We start from the raw sequence: 23,220 nt of genomic DNA, 5'->3' as shown, positions 1-23,220 counted from the left end.
GGCCAGGCCCCGGCCCGCTTCGGCCCGGTGGTGTGCGTAAGGACACGCTGCCGCGCCGCTCGTCGCATTAGGCTCATCGGATGATTGATCACATAAACGCCTGAATGTGCGTGGAAAGGAGGACGAGATGAGCAAATCTTCCAGGAGATTGCCCGGTTCGAATCCCTAAGGAGTATGGAATGCGTCCTCACAGCAGGGCCGTATCGCCGCGGGTGCGGTGTTCGTGGCGGTCCACACGGCTGGCGCTCGGCGGCCTCACCTCACTGACCGCCGTCTCGCTGGTGGGTGTACTGGGTGCCCTACCTGCCGAGGCGCAAAGCCTCGGAGAGAAGGAGCAGTCGGCTTCGACCGTCGTGTCCGCCGACCGGGCCTTCTCCTTGGCTGACCCTGACCCTGTCGCGGACGCTGCCGGACCCGGTAGGCCGAAGCCGCCGCGGCCGGGGGCCAACGGGTGCTTCGACATCGACACCGTTCGTCAGGAAGCCGCCGGCGGTGGGGGCTTCTACGCGGCCGTCAGTTTCGGGGTCCCCTACGTCGGGGACGAGTCCGGTCCCGGCGGGGACATCGACTGGGACGACCTCTCCGACGAGGGGGGAGACGTACCCGTGGGTGCCTGCGGTGTGTCCATTGACGTCGGCCCAAGCAGCACCGGCAGTGACATTTTCATCGACGTGATCACCACGTCAGGGACCGTGCACGGCATCACCTGCGACCGCACGGGGGCGGTGATCACGTCCTGCGGCACCTGGGTTCAGCGCGCGACCCCGACGCCCGGCGACACGTTGACACCGTAGGTCGTGCCCGCACTCTCCGGACCGTTGACGCGGGCAGCCGGCAACGTCCGGCTGCCCCGACGCGGCGGACACGTCTTGTCAGTGGCCGCGCTCGCCCAGCCAGATGGGGTTGGTCATGGCCGCCATCCGGCCGGGGACACCGGACGCTCCGCCGTCGGCCGGGGCGTGGCGCACCTCGGCGCGTACATAGGCGGCGTACGAGGGCGTGGTGCGCCACTCCGCCGTACCCGCCCCGGAACCCGGCAGCGCCGTCCCGTACAGCTGGCCCTGGTCGGTGATGAACCGCACCGAGCAGTCCGGTCCGACGCCGGAGACCCGCAGTCGGACCGTGACCTCCGCCGCACGGTCCACTGTCAGCCGCTCGCCGATGCCCGCGTGCTCACCGCGCCCGCCGACCGCCTCGAAGGACAGGTCGATCGCCGAGGACTCGGCGATCCAGCTGCGGCCCCCGCGGATGCCGTCCTGGATGGCGGTGCGGGACAGCTCGTCGGCGAGCACGACCGTCTGCGGCAGGCCGACGACCTGCGGTTCGCGGTGGGCGTCGCTGTTGCCCACGGCCGGGAGCCAGCGGCCGTCGCCCCGGGCCGCGGCGACCAGTGTGTTGTCCCACTCGGCGACCGAGACCTCGTCGTCCGGGGTGAAGTCCGCGTTCCACACCTCGACCGCGTCCGCCTCATTGAAGCCGAACTTCCAGTTGCACCCGACACAGGTGCCGTGCGGATGCGCGGGGACGACCAGACCGCCCGCCTGACGGATCTTGCGGGCGTAGCGCCCGAAGGCGTTGTCCCGGGCGCGGTAGCGCCAGTCGATGAAGACACCGGGGTCGGTGCCGAGGGCCACCACGTGGCCATTGCGGGTGGTGACCTCCTCACCGGTGAGGATCAGCAGGTCATCGCCCCACAGCCCGTCCCACGCACCGTGCCCGGAGGTGGTGTTGTGCTCGGTGGTGGTGATGAAGTCGAGCCCGGCGGCGCGGGCCGCGGCGGCCACTTCGGCGGGCGTGCGTTTGCCGTCGGAGTGCACGGTGTGCAGATGGGAGTCGCCCCGGTACCAGGCCCGGCCACGCCCCTTCGCCCGCTGCGGCGGATAGACCGGCCTCGGCGTCTCCCCCGGCCTGCCGAACCGCAGGGTGATGGTGACCTCGTAGTTCAGGCCCTGCGGCGCGACCGTGTACGGGCCCAGCACCACATGCCAGGTGCCCGCCCGCACCGGCCCCGCCAGATACGCCGGTGTCGCCTTCTCGGCGCTGATCGCGAACTCCGTACGCGCCCCGCCCGACCAGCCGCGGAAGCCGCGGCCGCCCAACTCCGTGCCGCGCTCGTCGAAGATGCCGATGTCACAGGCGTTTCCCTGGGTCCCGGCCGGGACCGACGGCTTGTCGTAGCGGTACGACACGGCGATCTCGCGGACCCCGCCGGGCACCTCGACCGGCAGGTAGACGAAGTCCGGTGAGCCGGTGGGCAGATGGCCGGAGACGGTGCGCGTCTTCTCCCCGCCGCTGCCACCGCCGCCGCCCTCACCCCGCTCGTCGGCCTGTGCGAACGTCACGGGATCGAGCGTAAGCACACCCGCCGTGCCCGCAAGCGCGGAGAGCCTGAGTACATCGCGTCGCTGCATCTGATGCCCCCACCGTCGTCGCCCCCAACGTCACGCGGGTGTCGCACGACACCCGCGTGACACCGTTGTACGCGTGGGTGACTTCCACGGAAAGCCCTGTGGATAACTCCATGGCGGCGGGGGAACATACGCGCAGCCCCAACGGCCCACGCGGAGGTGCAGTCCCGTGCGCATCGCGACCACCGTCTTCCTCACCGATGAGTCCGTCCGCCCCGCCCGGCTCGCCCGGGAGCTGGAGCAGCGCGGTTTCGCCGGGCTCTACCTGCCCGAGCACACCCACATCCCCGTCAGCCGCGACACCGCAGCCCCGATGGGCGAGCCGCTGCCGCGTCAGTACGGCCGCACCCTCGACCCGTTCGTGGCACTCGCCCAGGCGGCCGCGGTCACCGAACAGCTCGGCGTCGGCACCGGCATCACCCTCGTCGCCCAGCACGACCCCGTCAGCCTCGCGAAGCGCGTCGCCACCCTCGATCATCTGTCCGACGGCCGCCTCACCTTCGGCATCGGCTACGGCTGGAACGTCGAGGAGGCGGCCGACCACAACGTCTCCTGGCCCGACCGCCGCGACCTCGTCCAGGACCGGATGGCGCTGATGCGCGCGCTGTGGGCGCCGGAGCCCACCGCCTACCGGGGCCGGTTCGGATCGGTACGGGCCAGCCTCGCCCACCCCAAACCGGTGCGGCGGCGCTCCGCGGCCGACCCCCTCACCGGTCCGCGCACCCTCATCGGCGGGGCGGCCGGGCCCAAGCTGTTCGCCCACGTCGCCGCGTACGCGGACGGCTGGATGCCCACCGGGGGAGGCGGTCTGACGGAGGCGATCCCCGTGCTGCGCCGGGTGTGGGAGGAGGCGGGCCGGGACCCGGCGGCCCTGGAGGTGGTGCCGTACGCGGTGCTGCCCTCGCCCGGCAAACTCGCCCACTACGCCGACCTCGGCATCGAGGAGGCCGTCGTCCAGCTCCCGGCCCCCGAGCCCGGGATGTCCGGCGCGGCCCACGGCACCGAGATCCTGCGCACCCTCGACGCCTACGCCCAGTACCTGTGACCCGCGCGGGCCGCGCCCCGCCCGCCGTTCCGTATTCCCGTCCGGCTCCGTGAACCATCGTGATCAGACCCACAAAACCGCAGGCCCGGGCGATCTGGCGGTGTTCCGCACCGCTCGTATCCTCGGAGGATGACCACGAGCGCGCCGGGAACCCCATCGCCCGCCCCGAACGGCCCCACCGCCAACGCGATGCGCCGCGCGCTGAAACGGGCCCGCGACGGCGTGGCGCTGGACACCGCCGAGGCGGCGGTACTGCTCCAGGCGCGCGGTGACGACCTGAAGGACCTCACGGCCTCCGCCGCCCGGGTCCGTGACGCCGGGCTGGAGGCCGCGGGCCGCCCCGGGGTCATCACCTACTCGCGCAGTGTCTTCATCCCGCTCACCCGGCTGTGCCGGGACAAGTGCCACTACTGCACCTTCGCCACCGTCCCCGGCAAGCTGCGCCGCGCGGGCCACGGGATGTACCTGTCCCCCGACGAGGTCCTCGCCATCGCCCGCCGCGGCGCCGAAATGGGCTGCAAGGAAGCACTGATCACCCTGGGCGACCGCCCCGAGGACCGCTGGCCCGAGGCGCGCGAGTGGCTGGAGGCCGAGGGCTACGACGACACCATCGCCTACGTACGGGCCATGGCCATCCGCATCCTGGAGGAGACCGGGCTGCTGCCCCATCTCAACCCCGGTGCCATGACCTGGACCGACTTCCAGCGGCTCAAGCCGGTCGCGCCCTCCATGGGCATGATGCTGGAGACCACCGCCGAGCGGCTGTGGAGCGAGCCCGGCGGTCCGCACTACGGCTCGCCCGACAAGGAGCCCGCCGTGCGGCTGCGGGTCCTGGAGGACGCCGGGCGCAGCTCCGTCCCCTTCACCAGCGGACTGCTGATCGGGATCGGCGAGACCCATGAGGAGCGCGCGGAGTCGCTGTTCGCGCTGCGCCGCGTCTCCCGGGCGTACCACGGCGTCCAGGAAGTCATCATCCAGAACTTCCGCGCCAAGCCGGACACCGCGATGCGCGGGATGCCCGACGCCGAACTGGCCGACCTGGTGGCCACGGTCGCGGTCGCCCGCCACATCCTGGGCCCCGCCGCCTGCATCCAGGCCCCGCCCAACCTGGTGGACGCCGAGTACGAGCAACTCATCGGTGCCGGGATCGACGACTGGGGCGGGGTCTCCCCGCTCACTCCGGACCACGTCAACCCCGAGCGCCCCTGGCCCCAGCTGGACGAGCTGGCCGAGCGCTCGGCCGCCGCCGGCTTCGCGCTGCGCGAGCGGCTGGCCGTCTACCCCGAGTACATCCAGCGCGGCGAACCCTGGCTGGATCCGCGGCTGCTGCCCCATGTCCGGGCGCTCGCCGACCCGGACTCCGGGCTGGCCCGCGAGGACGTCCTCCCGGCCGGGCTGCCGTGGCAGGAGCCCGATGAGGCGTTCACCTCCGCCGGCCGCACCGATCTGCACCACACCATCGACACCGAGGGCCGCACCGGCGACCGCCGTGAGGACTTCGACGAGGTGTACGGCGACTGGGAGGCGCTGCGCGAGGCGGCGGCCCCGGGCATGGTCCCCTCCCGGATCGACACCGACGTCAAGTCCGCCCTCGCCCGGGCCGCCGACGACCCGACCCGGCTGACCGACCCCGAGGCGCTGGCCCTGCTGCACGCCGACGGACCGGCGCTGGACGCGCTCTGCCGGATCGCGGACGACCTGCGCCGGGCGGCCGTCGGCGACGACGTGACCTACATCGTCACCCGCAACATCAACTTCACCAATGTCTGCTACACCGGCTGCCGCTTCTGCGCCTTCGCCCAGCGCCGCACCGACGCCGACGCCTACACCCTCTCGCTGGCCCAGGTCGCCGACCGCGCCCAGCAGGCGTGGGACGTGGGCGCGGTGGAGGTGTGCATGCAGGGCGGTATCCACCCGGACCTGCCCGGCACCGCCTACTTCGACATCGCCCGCGCGGTGAAGGAACGGGTGCCCGGGATGCATGTCCACGCCTTCTCCCCGATGGAGGTCGTCAACGGCGCGACCCGCACCGGACTGTCCATCCGCGAGTGGCTGACCGCCGCGAAGGAGGCCGGGCTCGACTCCCTCCCGGGGACGGCCGCCGAGATCCTCGACGACGAGGTGCGCTGGGTCCTCACCAAGGGCAAGCTGCCGACCGCCACCTGGGTGGAGGTCATCAAGACCGCCCACGAGCTGGGCATCCGCTCGTCCTCCACGATGATGTACGGCCATGTGGACCAGCCGCGCCACTGGCTCGGCCACCTCCGGCTGCTCTCCTCCATCCAGCAGGAGACGGGCGGTTTCACCGAGTTCGTCACCCTGCCGTTCATCCACACCAACGCCCCGGTCTACCTCGCGGGCATCGCCCGCCCCGGCCCCACCACCCGCGACAACCGCGCGGTCACGGCCATGGCCCGGATCCTGCTCCACCCCCATATCCCCAACATCCAGACCAGCTGGGTCAAACTCGGCACCGACGGCGCCGCCGAGATGCTCCGCTCCGGCGCCAACGACCTGGGCGGCACCCTCATGGAGGAGACCATCTCCCGGATGGCGGGCTCCTCCTACGGCTCCTACCGCTCCATCCAGGACTTGATCGCCATCGCCGACCTCGCCGGCCGCCCGGCCCGCCCCCGCACCACGTCCTACGGCCCGGTCCCCGAGGAGCGCCAGGCCGCGGCCCTGGCCTCGGACGGCCATCTGCCGGAACTGCTGCCGGTGCTGGGGGACTGAGGGCCCCGGACGTCGGCGGACGGTACCTTCCGGCCCGCGACGGCCCTCTGTCGCCCCGTGCGGCCGGTCCAGGAGACTGATCCCTCCGCGCACGTTCCCCGACGGCCGGCGTGCCCGAGCGGCCCCGGCAGAGAGGTGTGATGCCGTGCTCGACCGCAGGTCCCTCGTCGAGAGGGAGTACCGGGACGACAGCCATCTCGCGGCGCGTCAGGCGCTGTACGCGTACCAGCGCCCGCGGCACGATCTGCCGGGGCTGGCCGTCGCCGAACTGCGCGGGGTGCGGGGCGCGGTGGTGGATGTCGGATGCGGCAACGGGGTGTTCAGTGCGCGGCTGCGGGCGGAGCGGCCGGACGTGAGCGTGCTCGGGCTCGATCTGTCGGCGGGCATGCTGGCCTCGGCGGCGGGCCGGGCGGCGGTGGCGGACGCGCAGGCGCTGCCCCTGGCGGACGGGGTGTGCGGCGGGGCGCTGGCGATGCACATGCTCTACCACGTACCGGATATTCCGCGGGCGATCACGGAGCTGCGCCGTGTGCTGGCGCCGGACGGGGTGGCCGTGGTGTCGACCAACAGCCGCCGGGACAAGGCCGAACTGGCCCGGCTGTGGGAGCGGGCGGCGGGGGAGGTGCTGGGCGGGGCGGCCGGATCCGGACGGCCCTCGTTCAGCGGGCGGTTTCCGCTGGAGGAGGCGGCCGGGCTGCTGGGGGCGGAGTTCGCCGAGGTGCGGACGGTGGGGCTGTCGGCCACGCTGACGGTGCGCGACCCGGCACCGGTGATGGCGCACATGGCTTCCTACGAGACCTGGTCCGGTGCGCTCGGGGTGGCCGCGGACGAGGTCCTGCGGCGCGCTGAGCGGCTGGTCCGCGAGGGGATCGAGGAGAAGGGCGCCTTCGAGGTCTCGACCCGGGCCGGGCTGCTGGTCTGTTCCGGATGAGGTGATCTGCCGGTGCGGCGGGAAGAACCGGGGAGGGGTGGCGGGAAGAACCGGGGAGGGGCGGCGGGAACAACCGGGAAGGGCGGCGCTATTCGCACAAACGCCGTTCCGCATGGCGAACACATGGGCCACGGTGTGGCCAACGGTGAGGAAAACGCGCGGATACGGCGGAGGAAATGCCGGTGCCGATCACGGTGCGGAATGAGCACGTCCGCCGGTTCCCGCGTGATGGCGCCTTCACATGCGGGTTCCTCGTGGACGGTGGCCCAAGGCGATCATTCTGTGTCCATTACAGTGCGAAGGCAGTCCGGGGCCGTACACACCGCCAGGGCCGTACACACCACCAGGAAAGAAGAGGGGAAGGGTCGTGACCGCAACCGCCAGCGCAGCGACCGGCGTATGGGGCCGCGCCGAGCAACAGGATTTCCGCAGCCGGGTACGCGGCTGTCTGCTCGGGGGCGCCATCGGGGACGCGCTGGGGGCGGCCGTCGAGTTCTCCTCACTGGCCGACATCCGGGCGGAACACGGACCGGAGGGCGTCACCGACTTCCTGCCCGCCTACGGGCGGCGCGGCCGGGTCACCGACGACACCCAGATGACCCTGTTCACGGTCGACGGGCTGATACGCGCACAGGTGCGCCGGGACACCGGCGCCTGGCATCCGCCCACCGACATCCACGCCGCCCACCGTCGCTGGTACGCCACCCAGCGCGACTGGGGCCCCGACGAGCGGCGCGAGGACGCGGGCTGGCTGGCCCGTGAGGAGTGGCTGTACGCGCAGCGCGCCCCCGGCCGGGCCTGTCTGAACGGGCTCGCCGACGAGACCATGGGCACCCTGGACGCGCCCAAGAACCCCGACTCCAAGGGTTGCGGCGCCGTGATGCGCTCCGCGCCGTTCGGACTGCTGGTCGGCTGGGAACCCCAACTGGTCTTCCAGCTCGCCATCGAATGCGCCGCCCAGACCCACGGCCACCCCACCGGCTATCTCGCGGCCGGTGCGTTCGCCCTGATCGTGCACGGTCTGGCTCGCGGCGAGGGGCTCGACGGCGCGGTCCAGCGGGCGCTGGCCCATCTGGCCACCCGCCCCGGCCACGAGGAGACCACCCAGGCGCTCCGGCAGGCGCTCGGCGCCGTACGCCAGGGCCTGCCGACCGCCGAGCGCGTCGCCTCCCTGGGCGAGGGCTGGATCGCCGAGGAGGCCCTGGCGATGGGGCTGTACTGCGCGCTGGTCGCCGAGGACGTACGCCACGGACTGCTGCTGGCGGTCAACCACGGCGGGGACAGCGACTCCACGGGCGCCATCTGCGGCAACCTCCTGGGCGTACTGCACGGTGAGACGGCGCTGCCGCCCTCCTGGCTGGCCGAGGTGGAGGGGCGCGGCACCATCCTGGAGCTGGCCGACGACTTCTCGATGGAGATGACGCAGGGCCCCGCCCTCCACGGCCCGGGCGGCTCCTCCGCCGCCTGGCTCACGCGCTACCCCCGCGCCCAGGGCGAGCGCCCGGGTACGTAGGGCGAGCGACCGGGCGCGTCACGCGGCTCCGCGCCGGGGCGAGGCGCGGCGGGCCGGTGACGGGCCCGGCCGGGGCGGCGGGCCGCGCGCAGGACCGGCGTGTGCGTTCGGCCGCCGCCGTTCGTCCATGACCTGGGCCGCGACCGCCGCGGTCAGGCCCACGCAGCCGACCAGCGCCGCGGCGACGATCCACCACAGCCCCGGGTCGGGGGTGTGCAGCAGCCGGGCGAGGACGCCGAGGAGGTTCTGGTTGCCCGCGCCCTCGACCTTCCCGGGGCGGTCGGTCGCGAACACCACGTCGGTCCAGAACCGCCGCGAGTCGTGCGGCAGCGCGAGCGCCGAGAGTCCGACCGTGGCCGCGAAGACGGCGGTGGCGACGATCGCACGCCGCAGATGGCCATTGCGGAAGGCGGTCAGCGGCCCGCCGTACAGCCGCACCCGGCGCACCCCGGCCTAGGTTCCGGAGGAAGGCCCGGGCCGGAGAGAGGTTGCTCACGGGATCGGGCGAATTGACCATGACCTATGAGGTCATCGACGGGTCCCGGGACTTCGGCCAGGATCGTTGCCGAACACGGACGAGAGGGGATCACTCGTATGACCTGCACCGATGCCGGCACCGACACCGTCACCGCCCCGGCCGCCGCCGTCACCGAGCGCACCCGGGCCGCCGTCCAGGAGCTGCTGGGACGGCTGGTGGCGGGTGACCCGGAGCGGATCGCCGCGCTGTTCGCGGAGCGGGTCGACTGGCAGATCGCCGAGAACCCGGCCGCCTGGTGGATCCGCCCCCGCTCCACGCGCGCCGATGTCGCGGCCCACTTCCGCGACCTGGCCGAGGGGGTCCAGCCGTACCCGGACGGCAATACGGTCGACGCGGTGGTCGTGGACGGACCGGAGGCGGTGCTCACCGGGACGCTCGCGGGGATCGTCCGCGCCACCGGCCGCGCCTACCACTCGCCCTTCGCGATGCGCCTCACCGTCGAGAACGGGCTGATCACCCGCTACCGCGTCTACGAGGACAGCCTCGCCATCGCCGCCGCCTGCGCCCCTGTCGGCCAGGAACCGCCCGCGATCTAGAGTGTGCCCATGGTCGAATCCGCCCCAGTGATACGCGACGCCACCCCCTCCGACCTCGAGACCGTGGCGGCGATCTACGCCCACTACGTCACGGAGACCGTGGCCACGTTCGACGAGACGCCGCCCACCCCGGCCGACTGGGCGCGGCGGCTGGCCGAACTGACCGAGCGCGGACTGCCGTTCCTCGTCGCGGAAACCGGAACCGGAACCGGGATCGGGTCCGGAGCCGGGTCCGGGGCGGGCGGCGGCATCGCGGGATACGCGTACGCGGGGCCGTTCCGGCCGAAGCCCGCCTACCGCCACACCGTCGAGGACAGCATCTACCTCGCCCCGGGCCGTACCGGCGCCGGTCTGGGCCGTGCCCTGCTCGAGCCCCTGCTCGACCGCTGTGCGCGGGCGGGGGTCCGGCAGGTCGTCGCGGTCATCGCCGACAGCGGCGACGAGGCTTCGGCCGCGCTGCACCGCCGCTTCGGCTTCACCGCGGCGGGTCGGCTGGCCGCCGTCGGCCACAAGCACGGCCGCTGGATCGACACCGTGATGATGCAGCGCGATCTCACAGCGGCCGGGCCCGGTACGGCGGCCGGGGACACCGCCGGCTGATCAGGCGTCAGCCGCCGCGTACACCCGCTGACCCCCCCACGAAGGTCTGGACCACCCGGCGGGCGGCGATCTCCTCCGGCGGGCCGTCGAAGGGGTCACCGTGCACCGGGCCACCGGTGAAGACGGATCCGTAGCGCTGCGCCTGGTTCCCACGTACCGCCGTTGTCCTCAAAGGTCTTGATGAAGAGATAGGCGAGCAGGAAGGTGAGGGTGCGGGGGCCGACGGTCGGCTGGTGGTGTGGGCACCGGGGCGTGAACCCACCATGGCCGGTCCCCCCGTCCGACGCTCGGCCACGCCCACGGGCGGTACGGGAGCGGGATCCCGGAGGCCGGACGGGAGGGGTGCCCCTCGGCTAACGCATCAACTCACCGGCGTTGACCAGCAATGACTGCCCGGTGATCGCTCGAGCCCGGTCGGAGGCCAGAAACACCACGGCCTCCGCCACCTCGCCGTCCGTCGCCAGTTCGGGCAGCGCCATCCGGTGTGCGAGCCGGTTCCGCACGTCGTCCTCGGGGATCCCCTCGGACCGCGCCGCGAGGGAGACGTACGACTGCACCGGAGGCCCCCACATCCAGCCCGGCTGCACGGTGTTGACCCTGATCCGGTGCGGACCCAGTTCCCTCGCCAGTCCGTACATCGCCGAGACCAGGGCGCCCTTGGAGGCGGCGTACGCGGTCTGCCGCACCTCTCTGGGGGCGGCGACCGACGACTGGGTGCCGATCAGGACGACCGAACCGCCCCGTCGTCCGAGCGCGGGCAGACAGGCGCGGGTCATTCGGAGGGTGCCGAGCAGATTGATGTCGAGGACCCGGGTCCAGGCCGCGAAGTCGGCGTCCTCCAGGCCGCCGAAGTGGCTGTCCAGGGCGGCCACATGGACCACGGCGTCGATTCCGCCGAACCGCTCGACGGCCAGGGCGGCCAGTGCTTCGCACTGGCCCTCGTCCGCGATGTCGGTGACCCGCCAGGCGGTGTGCGCGCCGCCCGGGTCGAGCTCCGCCGCGGCCCGGGACAGCCGCTCCTCGGTGCGGGCGCCGAGCACGGCGTTGGCGCCGTCGCGGACGGCCGCCGCGGCCACCCGGTGGCCGAGGCCGGGGCCGACTCCGGAGACGACCACGGTCTTGCCGCGCAGCAGCATGGCGTACCTCCCCGGAGCGGACCCTCGTCCTGACGGTGCGTCAGGTTAAGGGTGCCGCCCCGAGAAGACCAGAGTCCGGCGGGAGTGACCGTGTCCGTGGTGTCAGCGCAGCGCCTTGGCCAGCCGGCGCAGCCCCTCGGCGATCTCGTCCGGGGTGTGGGTCACGAAGGACAGCCGCATCGCCGCCGGATCCGGATCGGCCGCGAAGAACGGCGCTCCGGGAACGAACGCCACGTCGTGCTCCACCGCCACCCGCAGCCGCTCCGTCGCGTCGTACCCCTCCGGCAGCGACGCCCACACGAACATCCCGCCCTCCGGCCGGTTCCAGCGCGACCCCTCGGGCAGCGCCCCGGCCAGCCCGTCGAGCAGCGCGTCCCGGCGCTCCCGGTAGCCGATGCGCACCCGGGACAGATGGGCGTCCAGGTCGGCGTCGGCCAGATAACGGGCCGCCGCGAGCTGGTTGACCGTCGGGCAGTGCAGATCCGCGGCCTGCTTGACGATCACACAGGCGCGGCGCAGCGCCGCCGGGGCGCGCAGCCAGCCGAGCCGCAGCCCCGGGGCCATGATCTTGGAGTAGCTGCCCAGCAGCACGGTGCGGTCGGCGGCCCGCGGACCGGCCGCGATCCACGGCACCGGCTCACCGGCGAACCGCAGCTCCCCGTACGGATCGTCCTCCGCGATCCACAGACCGTGGCGCTCGGCCACCGCCGCCACGGCCTCCCGGCGGGCGGCGGACAGGGTGCGGCCGGTGGGGTTCTGGAAGGTGGGGACGGTGTAGAGGAGCTTCGGCCGCTCACGCCGGACGAGCTCCGCGAGCGCGTCGGGGTCCAGCCCCTCGTCGTCACCGGGCACCGGCACCACCCGGGCCCCGGTGAACGCGAAGCACTGGAGCGCGGCGAGATAGGTGGGGCTCTCCACCAGCACCGTGTCACCCGGCTCCAGCAGCGCGGTGGCCAGCAGGGTCAGCGCCTGCTGTGAACCGCCGGTGATGAGCAGGTCGTCCGCCCCGGTGGGCAGTCCGCGTGCGGTCAGCCGGGCGGCGGTCGCGGTGCGCAGCCCGGGGTCGCCCTCGGTGGTCGAGTACTGGAGCGCCTCGCGCGGCACCTCGGCCAGCACCCGCCCGAAGGCGGCGGCGATGCCCTTGGTGTCGAACAGGTCGGCCGCGGGCAGCCCGCCCGCGAAGGAGATCACCTCCGGACGGGCGGTGAGCGCGAGGATGTCGCGTACCGGCGACCCGGCCACGGACGCGGCACGGGCGGCAAGGGCGGGGACATCGGCGCGCATGGGACTCCTGGCTCCTCGGCTCGGCGGACGGTGCACGCAGCCTACGGTGGACCGGTCGAGCACGACCGAACTGTCCGCGATCCGGTCGTGCACCCCCCTCCACAACTGACGGTGCGTCAGCTAAACCTGGGGAGATGAGAAGCGACTCCAGCGACTCCGGCGCGGACCGCGGTGCGGACGGTGGTGGTGACCCGCACCCCGAGCGGTACGCGGAACTGGCCGCCACCGGCCCGTACGGGATACGCCCCGGGCACGCCCTGATCACCATGGTCGAACCGCATCCGGGCCATGAGTATGCCTACAACCGCTGGTACGAGGACGACCACTTCATCGCGGGCGCGATGGCGATGCCGTGGATCTACGCCGGGCGCCGCTGGGTGGCCACCCGCGATCTCCAGCTGCTGCGCTATCCGGAACGGTCGGCGGTCGCCCGTCCCGTCACCACGGGCTGCTATCTCAGCGTCTACTGGATCACCGAGGGGCGCTATGCGGAGCACATGCGGTGGACCGTCGCGATCAACAAGCGGCTGAACCGCGACGGGCGGGTGTACCGCGAGCGCACGCATGTGTTCACCGCCTTCCAGGACCATGAGCTGACCGTCTACCGGGACGGGGCGGCCGGCCCGCGCGATCACCACGCGCTGGACCACCCCTACGCCGGGCTGGTCCTGGAGGTCATCGACACCGACGGCCCCGGGCGGCGCGCGGCGTTGCTCGACTGGCTCGGCTCCCGCCATCTGCCGCGGCGGCTGGCGGGCTCCGCCGCCGCGATGGTCACCGTCTTCCGCCCGACCCCGCTGCCGGGGGACCGGATGTCCTATGTCAAACAGGTCGAGGGCGTCGGCACCAGGCTGACGCTGCTCTGGTTCCTGGAACGTGATCCACGGGAATGCTGGGAGGGTTGTCTCACCGGACTCGACGGGGAGGTGGCGGAGTCCGGACTCGGCCGGGTGGAATTCGTGGCACCCTTCATTCCGACGATTCCCGGTACGGATCAATTCGTGGACCGGCTCCGCTGAAACCGGAAATGCCGCGAGCCCTCTCGGCAGGGACGGCGGCCGGTCGAGAGGGCTCGTAGGCAATACGGTGGATCCGCACCGCCGACCGCTCTACCGCGGCCGTGCGTAACGGAGATCAGTCGAGGTCGAAGGCGCCACGACGGACGTCGGACACAAAGGCCGACCACGATGCGGGGGCGAAGCCGAGCGTCGGTCCCTGCGGGTCCTTGGAGTCGCGCACGGCGATCTCGCCGACGACCGGGGACGAGATTTCCACGCACGCGCCGTTTCCTGCGGAGTACGAGGACTTCACCCACATACTCGTCTTTCCCTGCTGAATGGACACAATTACTCCGATGCGTTCTGTTGAGGAAGTGCACCCCGTGTTTCGAGGCGAGAACGACGTTACTCGGCAACATCGTTGGCGCAGGGGACCGTTCACTCGACCGGATGGCATATTCCCCTGGCCCCTTCCTTGGGGCGGTGCGGAGGTGTAACCTCCGCTCGCTTCCACCGCTCGGAGCCGCGTCGTCAGCCCTCCCCGTGCCGACGCGCGTGGTCCTGGGCCACGTCACTGATGAACTGGCGGCTCTGGTCCACATTGAGCGCCTGCGCGCGCAGATGCTCGTACATCATGCTGTAGCTCTGCACATCGCTGAGCTTCTCCAGATAGAGGTCGCTGGTCACCCCCTCGAGATAGACCACGCTGGTGTCCGACTCGTCGGAGAACTCGAGAATGGTGAACTGCCCGCTCATCCCCGGATGCGAGCCCATGCCGAACGGCAGCGCCTGCACCGTCACATGCGGCTCATGGCTCATCCGGACCAGATAGTCCAGCTGATCGCTCATGACCTTCGGGCTGCCGACCACCCGCCGCATCGCCGCCTCGTCCACCACCGCCCACAGCCGCAGCGGCGCCAGCGGGTCGGTGATGCGCTCCTGCCGCCGCAGCCGGACCTGCACCCGCTGGGCGATCTGGTCCTGCGGCGCCTCCGGCAGCGCACCGCTGATGACCGCCTCCGCGTAGTCCGGTGTCTGCAACAGACCGGGCAGCACCTGGGGTTCGTAGACCCGCAGCGACGCCGCGTCCGTCTCGAATCCGATGTAGACGCTGTACGGTACGTCACCGAAGGCGTTCCACCAGCCCTGCTGGCGCGACTCCTTGGCCATTTGCATCAGGGAATCGACCAGCGCCTTGTCCTCGACCTTGTAGGTCCGGCAGAGGTCGCGCACATCGCGCTGGCTGATGCTGCGCCGCCCGTTCTCCAGTCTGCTGATCTTCGACTGGGAGACCATCAGCTCCTCCGCCACCTCCTCCGCCGTCATGCCCTTCTCCTGGCGGAGTCTGCGCAGCTCCTGGCCCAACCGGCGTCGCCTGACGGTGGGGCCGACGTTCGATGTCACGGGACGTGCACCTCCGGCTTCATAGCGCTGATATCTGCTGTTCAGCCTGCCACTACCAGCCGGGGCCGCGCTGGGAATTGGCCCCACAGGTGCGCGAACGCACGCGCGGGGCGGTGGGACGGCCGTCGTCCGGGTCGGCCGTCCCACCACCCCGCGCGCTTCAGCGGCTCCCGAACCGGGTCGGTGGGGACTGCGGTGCGGTCGGTGGAGCGGATTGCTGCACGGTATCGATCGATGTGCCGCGGATGGTGCTCAACTGTTGTTCGGCGCCCCGGCGGTGCCGGGAACGGTGCCCGCCGCCCTGCTGGCGGGTCCGCGGCGCCGTGGTGCCCCGAGAGGCGTCAGCGCGCTCCGACGCGGGCCATGCCCACGCGGCGGGACGGCTGGGCCGGAACGCCGGCCGCGGGCTCCGCCGCGGCCCGTGCCCCGGGCTGTCGGCCTGCGACCGGTGCGCGCCGTGGCTGCGCCGCGACACCGTTCTGCACGTCCATCACGGCGTGCGCCACAAGACCGCCCATCGGGTCGTGCCGGATCAGATCCCGGAGCCTGGAGCGCGAGGAGCGCCCCTCGTTCCCGGGATACAGGTGCTTGCCCAGCCCGACCGCGTGGGCCAGGGCGGCAAGCGCGGCGGTCCGCGGGTCCGGCGGTACGCCGGTGCGGATCGCGTTGTCCAGCCGGTTCCTGATCTCCCGGCTGATCGCCGTATCCGTCGCCTGGTAGCGAGTGGTCGGCAGCACCCCGCACATCTGGCCCGCCACGGCATGCACCATGCCGCATCGCTCCAGGTGCGTGAGGTACGTCTGGCGCAGCCCCAGGCGGGGCCCGCCGATCCAGTGGACAGCCCGAACCGGGCTGCCGCGTCGGCGCAGCAGCTCCAGTGCGGAGTCCAGAGTCGGATCTCCTGTCGGCCGTGGCAGCACCACGGCGATACGATCCCCGTCAGGGGCTATCCGTCCGGCCAGAGCCAGCTCTACTAGCTGCGCTCCGGCAAGACCGAGGTCGAGCGACTGCGGCTGCGCCGTGGTACCCGTGGTCGGGTCCAAAGCGAGCAGCAGAAGCTCCTCCGGAATTGTTCTGCGGCTCCTGCCCATCCATGCCTCCCCGCGTGGATGAATGACAGGGTGACCCCTCTCACATTGGTCTGTCGAGAGCGCCTGGGGGATTTAGGTGGGAACCGGTAGGTATGTCGTTCTCGTCTAGCAGGTGGGCGAGCCCCTGAAGGCGCTCTCCGGCGGTGCCGCTGCGCGGCTGCGTGCCGGACACACAGGACACTGGTAGAGGTTGGGCTGCGGGACGAGGTGCCAGGAGGCGCTGTACGTCCCGCGAGACGTACGAGGAGGCATCGGTGGCGGGCGAGTCCCCCGGCAAGTCGGAGCAGCAGAAGTCGTCGGGGGAGACGGCTCGGGGAGACCGCGATCCGCGGCTCGCGGTCTTCCGGGAAGGGGGGGCGGCCGGGGGCGCGTCGGCGGTCGCCGTGGCGTCCGGGAACCCGGAGGCCGAGCCCGAGCCGGCTCCCGACGAGACCGGTTCGCCGGAGGCGGACCGGGCGACGGCGGTCTTCCGCGCCACGCGGGACGAGGCGTCGCGCGACACGAAGGGCGCCGAGGGCGCCGAGGATGCCTCGGAGGCCGAAGCGGAATCCGAAGCGGAAACAAAGCGACCGGATGCCGCCGCGGACGGGGCGGGCGGCGAGGACGCCGAGGACGCCGAAGTGGCCGATGACGCCGGGGACGGCGAGGCGGTCGATGTTCGCGATGGCGAAGACGCCGCCCCCGTGGAGGAGTCGCGGGCGGAGTCCGAGCCGGAGGCCGAACCGGAAGCCGGGGCCACGGCCTCGGGGCTGCCGACCCGCCCCCAGGCCGGGAAGGCCGGACGGGAGAGCGCGACATCGGGGGGTGAATCCGGCAAAGCGGAAGAATCCGGCGAAGCGGCCGCGGCCAATGCCGCTCCCGAGGAGCGCGACGCCCGGCTGCGCCAGGCGGTGGCGGCCTGGGTCGCCGGCACCGACACGGACGAAGGCGCAGGCGCAGCCGAAGACACGGACACGGACGCGGACTCCGGCGACGGCACCGAAACCGACGCCAAAGCTGACGCCGACGCCGAGACGGACGCGGACGACAGCGAGCCGTCCGCCCCGTCGGTCGACCAGCGGACCGCGGTGTTCCGTGCTCTGAAGCCGGCCTCTGCCGTCAAGGACGAGGACAAGGAGGACAAGAAGGACGCCTCGGACGAGCCCGGGGACGGCGAGGACAGGCCCGTCGACCGGGCCACGGCCGCCTTCGGTGTGCTGCCGCGCAAGGGCGCCCCGCAGGACGACAACGACGACAAGGGCAGCAAGGACGGCAAGGACGGCAAGGACGGCAAGGACGGCAAGGGCGACGAGAAGCGCGTCGACCAGCCGACCACGGCCTTCAAGGCGCTCGGCACCGACACCAAGAAGCCCGACACCGAGAAGAAGAAGCCGACGGGCGAGTCCGAGAACGAGCGGACCAGCAAGTTCGTACCGCTCCGCTCCGCCGACGCACCGCCCGCCAAGCCCGCCGGCCCGCCCGCCAAGCCCGCTGGCCCGCCCGCCAAGCCCGCCGAAGCGCCGTCCGCCAAGCCCGCCGCCGGGTCCTCCGGGGCGCCCGCGCTTCCCGAGGCCGAGCGGACCAAGCAGCAGCCGCTGCCGCCCCTGACGCCCGACGGAAAGCAGCCCGCGCCGCTCGATCTGCTGGCGCAGCTGACCAACACGCCGCCCAAGCCCGAGACTCCGATCCGTACGGCGGTCCGCCGGGTCAAGATCTGGACGCCGCTGGTCGTGCTGCTCGTGATCATCCTGGGCGTCGCCCAGGCCGTGCGGCCGCTGCCGGAACCGACGTTGCAGCTCACCGCCGACGCCACCTACGCCTTCGAGGGCGGCAAGCTCGCCATGCCCTGGCCCGGCCAGGGCCAGTCCGCCGTCGCGGTCGACGGTGTGGGCAGCCTCGGCACCTCCGGGGCGCAGAAGCCGGTGCCGATCGCCAGTGTCACCAAGGTGATGACGGCCTATGTGGTGCTCCGGGACCATCCGCTGAAGGCGGACGCGGAGGGTCCGCGCATCACGATCGACGCCCAGGCCGCCAAGGAGTCCGCGGCCGCCGACGAGTCGCGGGCGTCGGTCAAGAAGGGGCAGACCTTCACCCAGCACCAGCTGCTCCAGCTGCTGCTGATCAACTCGAGCAACAACATCGCCCGGCTGCTGGCCCGCTGGGACGCCAAGTCGCTGGACGCGTTCGTCAAGAAGATGAACGACGCGGCCAAGGACCTGGGCATGAAGAACACCACCTACACCGACCCCAGCGGTCTGAAGGCCACCACCAAGAGCACCGCCGAGGACCAGCTGAAGCTGGCGAGGGCGGCCATGCGGTCCGATGCGTTCCGGGCCGTCGTGGCCACCCCCAACACCCAGATCCCCGGTCTCGACGACCGGATCTACAACAACAACAATCTGCTGGTGAAGCCGGGTGTGATCGGTATCAAGACCGGTTCCAGCACCCCGGCCGGCGGTGCGCTGATGTGGGGCGCCGAGAAGACGGTCGCGGGCAAGAAGCAGCGGATCCTCGGCGTGGTGCTGGAGCAGCGCAGCGGCGGCACGCTGGACGAGAGCCTCCAGCTCGTGCAGACCAACAGCTACAAGCTCATCACCGCGTTGCAGAAGGGGCTCACCTCGGCCACGGTGGTGAAGAAGGGTGATGTCGTCGGTCAGGTCGACGACGGCCTCGGCGGCACGACACCGGTCGTCGCCACCAAGGATCTGACGGCGGTCGGCTGGTCCGGGCTGACCGTGGACCTGAAGCTGACCGACGGCGGCAGGACCGTTCCGCACTCCGCCAAGGCGGGCACGGTCGTCGGCGAGGTGACGGTCGGCACCGGTCCGGGGCAGCTCAAGGCGCCGGTGGCGCTCCAGGACGACCTCTCCGAGCCGTCGTTCGGCTCGAAGCTGATCCGGATCACCTGACGCGCGGGGGCCCGGAGGTGAGGGAAACGGCCCCGGCGCGGGACGCGCGCCGGGGCCCGAGACGGTTCTCCACGGCCCGCGCGTGCTAGCGTCGCTCCGTCCCCGGCCCAAACCCGCCGTGGCGAACCGGAGGAATCCGGTACAGGGTTGAAAGACGATGGGGGCAGACCTCGGGGGAAGACGGGGAGAGCCGCAGTGACCACCGTGGATCCGACACGGGCCGAGAAAGGCGGAAGCTCGGAGGAGAGCACCGCCACGCGAATACGCGTACCCGCGCAGCGCTGGCCTGCCGAGCCGGAGGGCCCGGCGGAGGCGGGAGGCGGGGGCGGGGGCCCCGTTCGGAGCGGACCGTTCGGACGCGTCTGGCGGGCCCTGCGTCATCCGGTACCCGCCGCCCTGGCCCTCGCCGCGGTGCTGCATCTGCTGTGGGTGGCGCTGCTCGCGAACAGCGGCGGTGACCTCGCCGCGCAGGATGCCTGGGCGGAGTTCGCTCTCCAGCATCCCGACTCGGCGTACAACCTGGCCTGGTACGGCGGGATGCACCCGGTGTCGTACAGCGTCATCTCGCCGTATCTGATGGCGGTCCTCGGCGTCCGCTCGACGATGATGATCGCCGGGACGCTGTCGGCGGGGCTGCTGGCCCTGCTGCTGGTGCGCAGCCGTGCCGTGCGCCGGCCGCTGTGGCCCGCCCTGTACGGGGCGTTCGCGCTCACCTGCAACGCGATCTCGGGCCGGGTGACCTTCGGGCTCGGTGCCATGTTCGGACTCGCGGCGGTGGCCGTGATCTTCGCATGGCCCGCGAAGTGGCGCTCCCGCCGCTGGCACCACCGGACCGGGCGGTTCCTGCTGGCCGCCGCGCTGTCCGCGCTGTCGACCATGTCCAGTCCGGTGGCCGGGCTGTTCGTCGGCATAGTGGCCGCCGCACTGTGGCTGACCAGGCGGCGCCCGGCCGCGTACGCGCTCGGGGTCACCCCGGTGATCGTGGTGGGCCTGTCCGCCTGGCTGTTCCCGTTCTCCGGTGAGCAGCCGATGGGGATCGGCTCGGTGATCCTGCCGTTCATCACCGGTGCCACCGTCTGTCTGTGCGCGCCCAAGGCGTGGACGACGGTCCGGGTCGGCGCCGGGGCCTACGCCCTCGGCGCGGTGCTCACCTGGCTGATCCCCTCGCAGATCGGCACCAACATCTCCCGGCTCGGCATGATCTTCGGCGGTGTGGCGCTGATCGCCGTGTTGCCCGCGCTGCGCACACCGCCCCGGGCCGAGCTGCACTCGACCGACGCGGGCCGCCGGTGGACCGCGCTGGTGCTGGCCCTGGCCACCGTCACGGTGTGGCAGGTGGTCAAGACCGGCGACGACGTCATCCACACCACCCCCTCCGCGTCCTGGGCCCGTGAGCTGGCACCGCTGGTCGACACCCTGAAGCGGGAGAAGGCGGACCGGGGCCGGGTCGAGGTGGTCCCGGTGCGCAGCCACCGCGAGTCCTCCGCGCTCGCCCCGTACGTCAATCTGGCCCGCGGCTGGAACCGCCAGCGGGACCTGGACCGCAACCCGCTGTTCTACGACCACACCCTGAACGCGGCGACCTATCACGAGTGGCTCAGGCGCTGGGCGGTGCACTACGTGGTGCTGCCCGCCGACGACCCGGACACCGCGGCCGAGGAGGAGGCCGAGCTGCTCGCCACCGGTCTGCCGTATCTGCGGGAGGTCTGGTCGGACGCCAACTGGAAGCTGTACGAGGTCAAGGACCCCACCCAGATCGCCGACGCCCCGGCCACCGTGGAGCGCGCGGGCGCCGAGCAGCTGGTGCTGAAGGTGCGCTCCGGGGGCCCGGTGCTGATCCGTGTCCCGTACTCGCCGTGGCTGGGCCTGGTGGACGAGGACGGGCACAGCGTCCGCGCCCCGAAGGCGGAGAACGACGACGAGCTGCCGGTGAACCGCGAGGGCTGTCTGACCAAGCAGGTCCAGGGCGGTGAGGAAGGGCAGCCGGAGGACGAGTGGACCGTGCTGCACGCCCCGCGCGCCGGTACCTACCGGATAGCGGGCAAGTACCAGCTGCCGCGCGGTACCCCCTGTCCGGACGAGATGGCTCCGTAGTGCCGGGACGTTGAACGCGGACCGCAGCCGGGCCGTAACGGATAACGGCGGCCCGGACCTCCCGTGCCTGGTCCGCCGTGCCACCACCGGGCTCCGCACGGAAGGACCTTCGGCATGCTGCCGCTCTTCTCGCGCTCTCGTCAGCGTTCCACGCCCGACGGGACGACCCCCGCCGGCCAGGACGGCGCCGCGGACGACACCGCCGGTGCCCGACCGCAGCGGGCGGGGACCGGCGGCGGCTGGCGGATGCGGTACCCGGCCGTGGCGCGGGCGGTGGCCTGGACGGTCACCGGACTGTCGGGGGCGCTGGTGTTCATCGCCCTGCTGATGCCGACCACCCTGCCCGCGCTCACCGTCGAGACCTTCCTCCGGATACCGGTGGAGGCGATCTTCGGTGCGGCGCTGCTGCTGCTCCTGCCACCGGTGTCCCGGCGGGTGGTGGCGGCACTGGGCGGTGCGGTCCTCGGTGCGCTGACCATCCTGAACCTCCTGGACATCGGCTTCAACGAATTCCTCGGCCGCGGGTTCAACGTGGTGCTCGACTGGATACTGCTGGACGACGCCGAGTCGTACATGAAGGACTCGCTCGGCTCGACGACCGCCACGGCCGTCTCGATCGGGGCGGTGGTGCTCGCCCTCCTGGTGGTCGTCGGCATGGCGCTGGCGGTCGTCCGGATCAGCAATGTCATGGCCCGCAACAGCGCGGTGGCGACCCGGGGCACCCTGGTGCTCGGCACCGTCTGGGTGGTCTGCGCGGCGTTCGGGGTGCAGTCCGTGGGAGGCCAGGCGTTCGCGTCCCGCACCACCGTCGCACGGGTCCACGACCGTGCGCAGCGGGTGGGCAAGACGCTGGAGGACGAGCGGAAGTTCGCCAAGGAAGCCAAGATCGACGCCTATGGCAGCACTCCGGGCGACCAGCTGCTGACCGGACTGCGCGGCAAGGACGTCATCTTCACCTTCATCGAGAGCTACGGCCGCGCCGCGATCGAGGATCCGCGGATCGGCCCCGGGGTCGGCACGGTGCTCGACCGGCAGACCAAGCGGCTGCGCGAGGCCGGGTTCGCGTCCCAGAGCGGCTGGCTCACCTCCGCGACCTACGGTGGCAGCAGCTGGCTGGGCCACTCCACCTTCCTGACCGGCCTGTGGATCGACAACCAGAACCGCTACCGCACCGTCACCGCGGGCGACCACCTGTCCATCACCCGCGCCTTCAAGCGCACCGGCGCCTGGCGGACGGTCGGCATCATGCCGGGCGTCCAGAAGAGCTGGCCGGAAGGCACGTTCTACGGCCTCGACCACGTCTACGACTCGCGCGAGCTGGGCTACAAGGGGCCGAAGTTCAGCTGGTCGACCATGCCCGACCAGTACGCGCTGAAGGCGTTCGAGCAGCTGGAGCACGGCAAGAAGCACGACAAGCCGCTGATGTCACTGAACATCCTGACCTCCAGCCACCAGCCCTGGGCGCCCATCCCCAAGACCATCCCCTGGAGCCGGGTCGGCGACGGCTCGGTCTACAAGTCCATCCAGAAGGCGGGCAAGGACCCCAAGGACGTCTTCACCGACTCCACCGAGGTGCGCACCGAATACGGCCGTTCCATCCAGTACTCGGTGAACAGCCTCATCGACTACGTGCTGAAGTACGGCAAGAAGAACACCGTGCTGGTCTTCCTCGGCGACCACCAGCCGCTCGCCCGGGTCAGCGGAGAACACGCCAGCCGGGACGTGCCGGTGGCGATCGTCGCCCGCGACAAGAAGGTGCTGGACCGGATCTCCGGCTGGCACTGGCAGGACGGTCTGAAGCCCGGCCCGAAGGCCCCGGTGTGGAAGATGAGCTCCTTCCGCGACCGCTTCCTGCACGCCTACGGGCCCAACGGCGGCGCCGGGCCGTCCCCCTCGGCCTCCCCGTCGGAGAAGCCGTCCGGGAAGCCGTCCGGGAAGCAGACGAAGAAGCCGTCCGAGCAGCCGTCGGAGGAGCCGTCGGCGTCCCCGTCGAAGAAGTGACGGGGCGGCGCCGCGCCCGG

General features: G+C 72.0%; 18 protein-coding genes. 11 read left to right on the top strand and 7 right to left on the bottom strand.

Annotated elements, in window-relative coordinates; translation table 11 throughout:
- The first annotated feature begins 179 nt into the window (after positions 1 to 179).
- Positions 180 to 794, top strand: coding sequence for a hypothetical protein (locus HUT19_RS16410; protein WP_176181208.1), 615 nt, complete (start codon positions 180 to 182; stop codon positions 792 to 794).
- A gap of 78 nt (positions 795 to 872) precedes the next feature.
- On the opposite strand, the gene HUT19_RS16405 is transcribed toward HUT19_RS16410, so the two are convergent.
- Complete coding sequence (locus tag HUT19_RS16405) at positions 873 to 2,411, bottom strand: CehA/McbA family metallohydrolase (RefSeq protein ID WP_176181207.1); 1,539 nt, start codon at positions 2,409 to 2,411, stop codon at positions 873 to 875.
- Positions 2,412 to 2,577: 166 nt separating this feature from the next.
- Here HUT19_RS16405 and HUT19_RS16400 point away from each other — a divergent pair, with 166 nt between their 5' ends.
- The 4 genes from HUT19_RS16400 (at position 2,578) to HUT19_RS16385 (ending at position 8,630) form a co-directional block, all read left to right on the top strand.
- Entirely contained in the window at positions 2,578 to 3,453 is an 876-nt protein-coding gene (locus HUT19_RS16400) for a TIGR03619 family F420-dependent LLM class oxidoreductase (protein ID WP_176181206.1), read from the top strand.
- Positions 3,454 to 3,582: 129 nt separating this feature from the next.
- Positions 3,583 to 6,186 (top strand): bifunctional FO biosynthesis protein CofGH, encoded by a 2,604-nt coding sequence (locus tag HUT19_RS16395; protein WP_176181205.1) that lies wholly within the window; start codon positions 3,583 to 3,585, stop codon positions 6,184 to 6,186.
- A 145-nt stretch (positions 6,187 to 6,331) separates the two neighbouring features.
- On the top strand, positions 6,332 to 7,117 hold the full coding sequence (locus HUT19_RS16390) for a class I SAM-dependent methyltransferase (protein ID WP_254885612.1): 786 nt from the start codon (positions 6,332 to 6,334) through the stop codon (positions 7,115 to 7,117).
- A 367-nt stretch (positions 7,118 to 7,484) separates the two neighbouring features.
- A complete protein-coding gene (locus HUT19_RS16385) occupies positions 7,485 to 8,630 on the top strand; it encodes an ADP-ribosylglycohydrolase family protein (protein ID WP_176181204.1) in 1,146 nt (381 codons plus the stop codon).
- Between the two features lie 18 nt (positions 8,631 to 8,648).
- On the opposite strand, the gene HUT19_RS16380 is transcribed toward HUT19_RS16385, so the two are convergent.
- On the bottom strand, positions 8,649 to 9,077 hold the full coding sequence (locus HUT19_RS16380; RefSeq protein WP_176181203.1) for a glycosyltransferase 87 family protein: 429 nt from the start codon (positions 9,075 to 9,077) through the stop codon (positions 8,649 to 8,651).
- 147 nt (positions 9,078 to 9,224) lie between these two features.
- Here HUT19_RS16380 and HUT19_RS16375 point away from each other — a divergent pair, with 147 nt between their 5' ends.
- Both HUT19_RS16375 and HUT19_RS16370 read left to right on the top strand, forming a co-directional pair.
- Entirely contained in the window at positions 9,225 to 9,704 is a 480-nt protein-coding gene (locus HUT19_RS16375) for a nuclear transport factor 2 family protein (RefSeq protein WP_176181202.1), read from the top strand.
- 9 nt (positions 9,705 to 9,713) lie between these two features.
- Positions 9,714 to 10,304: a GNAT family N-acetyltransferase gene (locus HUT19_RS16370; RefSeq protein WP_176181201.1), complete on the top strand. Its 591-nt coding sequence runs from the start codon at positions 9,714 to 9,716 to the stop codon at positions 10,302 to 10,304.
- A gap of 353 nt (positions 10,305 to 10,657) precedes the next feature.
- Here the strand turns inward: HUT19_RS16370 and HUT19_RS16365 are convergent, their stop codons facing one another.
- Positions 10,658 to 11,440, bottom strand: a complete 783-nt coding sequence (locus HUT19_RS16365) for an SDR family oxidoreductase (RefSeq protein ID WP_176181200.1) — start codon at positions 11,438 to 11,440, stop codon at positions 10,658 to 10,660.
- Between the two features lie 102 nt (positions 11,441 to 11,542).
- Positions 11,543 to 12,724, bottom strand: a complete 1,182-nt coding sequence (locus HUT19_RS16360) for a PLP-dependent aminotransferase family protein (protein ID WP_176181199.1) — start codon at positions 12,722 to 12,724, stop codon at positions 11,543 to 11,545.
- Positions 12,725 to 12,858: 134 nt separating this feature from the next.
- On the opposite strand from HUT19_RS16360, the gene HUT19_RS16355 reads away from it, so the two are divergent.
- The gene (locus tag HUT19_RS16355) at positions 12,859 to 13,743 is read left to right on the top strand and encodes a hypothetical protein (protein ID WP_254885611.1); all 885 of its coding nucleotides are present in this window, start codon (positions 12,859 to 12,861) and stop codon (positions 13,741 to 13,743) included.
- 115 nt (positions 13,744 to 13,858) lie between these two features.
- Here HUT19_RS16355 and HUT19_RS16350 read toward each other — a convergent pair whose 3' ends face one another.
- The 3 genes from HUT19_RS16350 to HUT19_RS16340 all read right to left on the bottom strand — a co-directional run bounded on the left by HUT19_RS16350 (position 13,859) and on the right by HUT19_RS16340 (position 16,217).
- A complete protein-coding gene (locus HUT19_RS16350; RefSeq protein WP_176181198.1) occupies positions 13,859 to 14,068 on the bottom strand; it encodes a DUF397 domain-containing protein in 210 nt (69 codons plus the stop codon).
- A 185-nt stretch (positions 14,069 to 14,253) separates the two neighbouring features.
- A complete protein-coding gene (locus HUT19_RS16345; RefSeq protein ID WP_176181197.1) occupies positions 14,254 to 15,126 on the bottom strand; it encodes a helix-turn-helix transcriptional regulator in 873 nt (290 codons plus the stop codon).
- Between the two features lie 341 nt (positions 15,127 to 15,467).
- Complete coding sequence (locus HUT19_RS16340; protein WP_176181196.1) at positions 15,468 to 16,217, bottom strand: GPP34 family phosphoprotein; 750 nt, start codon at positions 16,215 to 16,217, stop codon at positions 15,468 to 15,470.
- A 254-nt stretch (positions 16,218 to 16,471) separates the two neighbouring features.
- On the opposite strand from HUT19_RS16340, the gene HUT19_RS16335 reads away from it, so the two are divergent.
- From HUT19_RS16335 to HUT19_RS16325, 3 genes are all read left to right on the top strand, one after another.
- Positions 16,472 to 19,105 carry a D-alanyl-D-alanine carboxypeptidase gene (locus HUT19_RS16335; protein ID WP_176181195.1) on the top strand — a complete coding sequence of 878 codons (2,634 nt, stop codon included), beginning with the start codon at positions 16,472 to 16,474 and terminating at the stop codon, positions 19,103 to 19,105.
- A gap of 195 nt (positions 19,106 to 19,300) precedes the next feature.
- Positions 19,301 to 21,199, top strand: a complete 1,899-nt coding sequence (locus HUT19_RS16330) for an MFS transporter (protein ID WP_176181194.1) — start codon at positions 19,301 to 19,303, stop codon at positions 21,197 to 21,199.
- 246 nt (positions 21,200 to 21,445) lie between these two features.
- On the top strand, positions 21,446 to 23,200 hold the full coding sequence (locus tag HUT19_RS16325) for a sulfatase-like hydrolase/transferase (RefSeq protein ID WP_254886174.1): 1,755 nt from the start codon (positions 21,446 to 21,448) through the stop codon (positions 23,198 to 23,200).
- Positions 23,201 to 23,220 lie beyond the last annotated feature (20 nt).

Source organism: Streptomyces sp. NA02950, from assembly GCF_013364155.1.
Lineage (GTDB): Bacteria > Actinomycetota > Actinomycetes > Streptomycetales > Streptomycetaceae > Streptomyces.
Note: the sequence above shows the minus strand (reverse complement) of the source record. Positions and strands in the feature narration are given on the sequence as shown.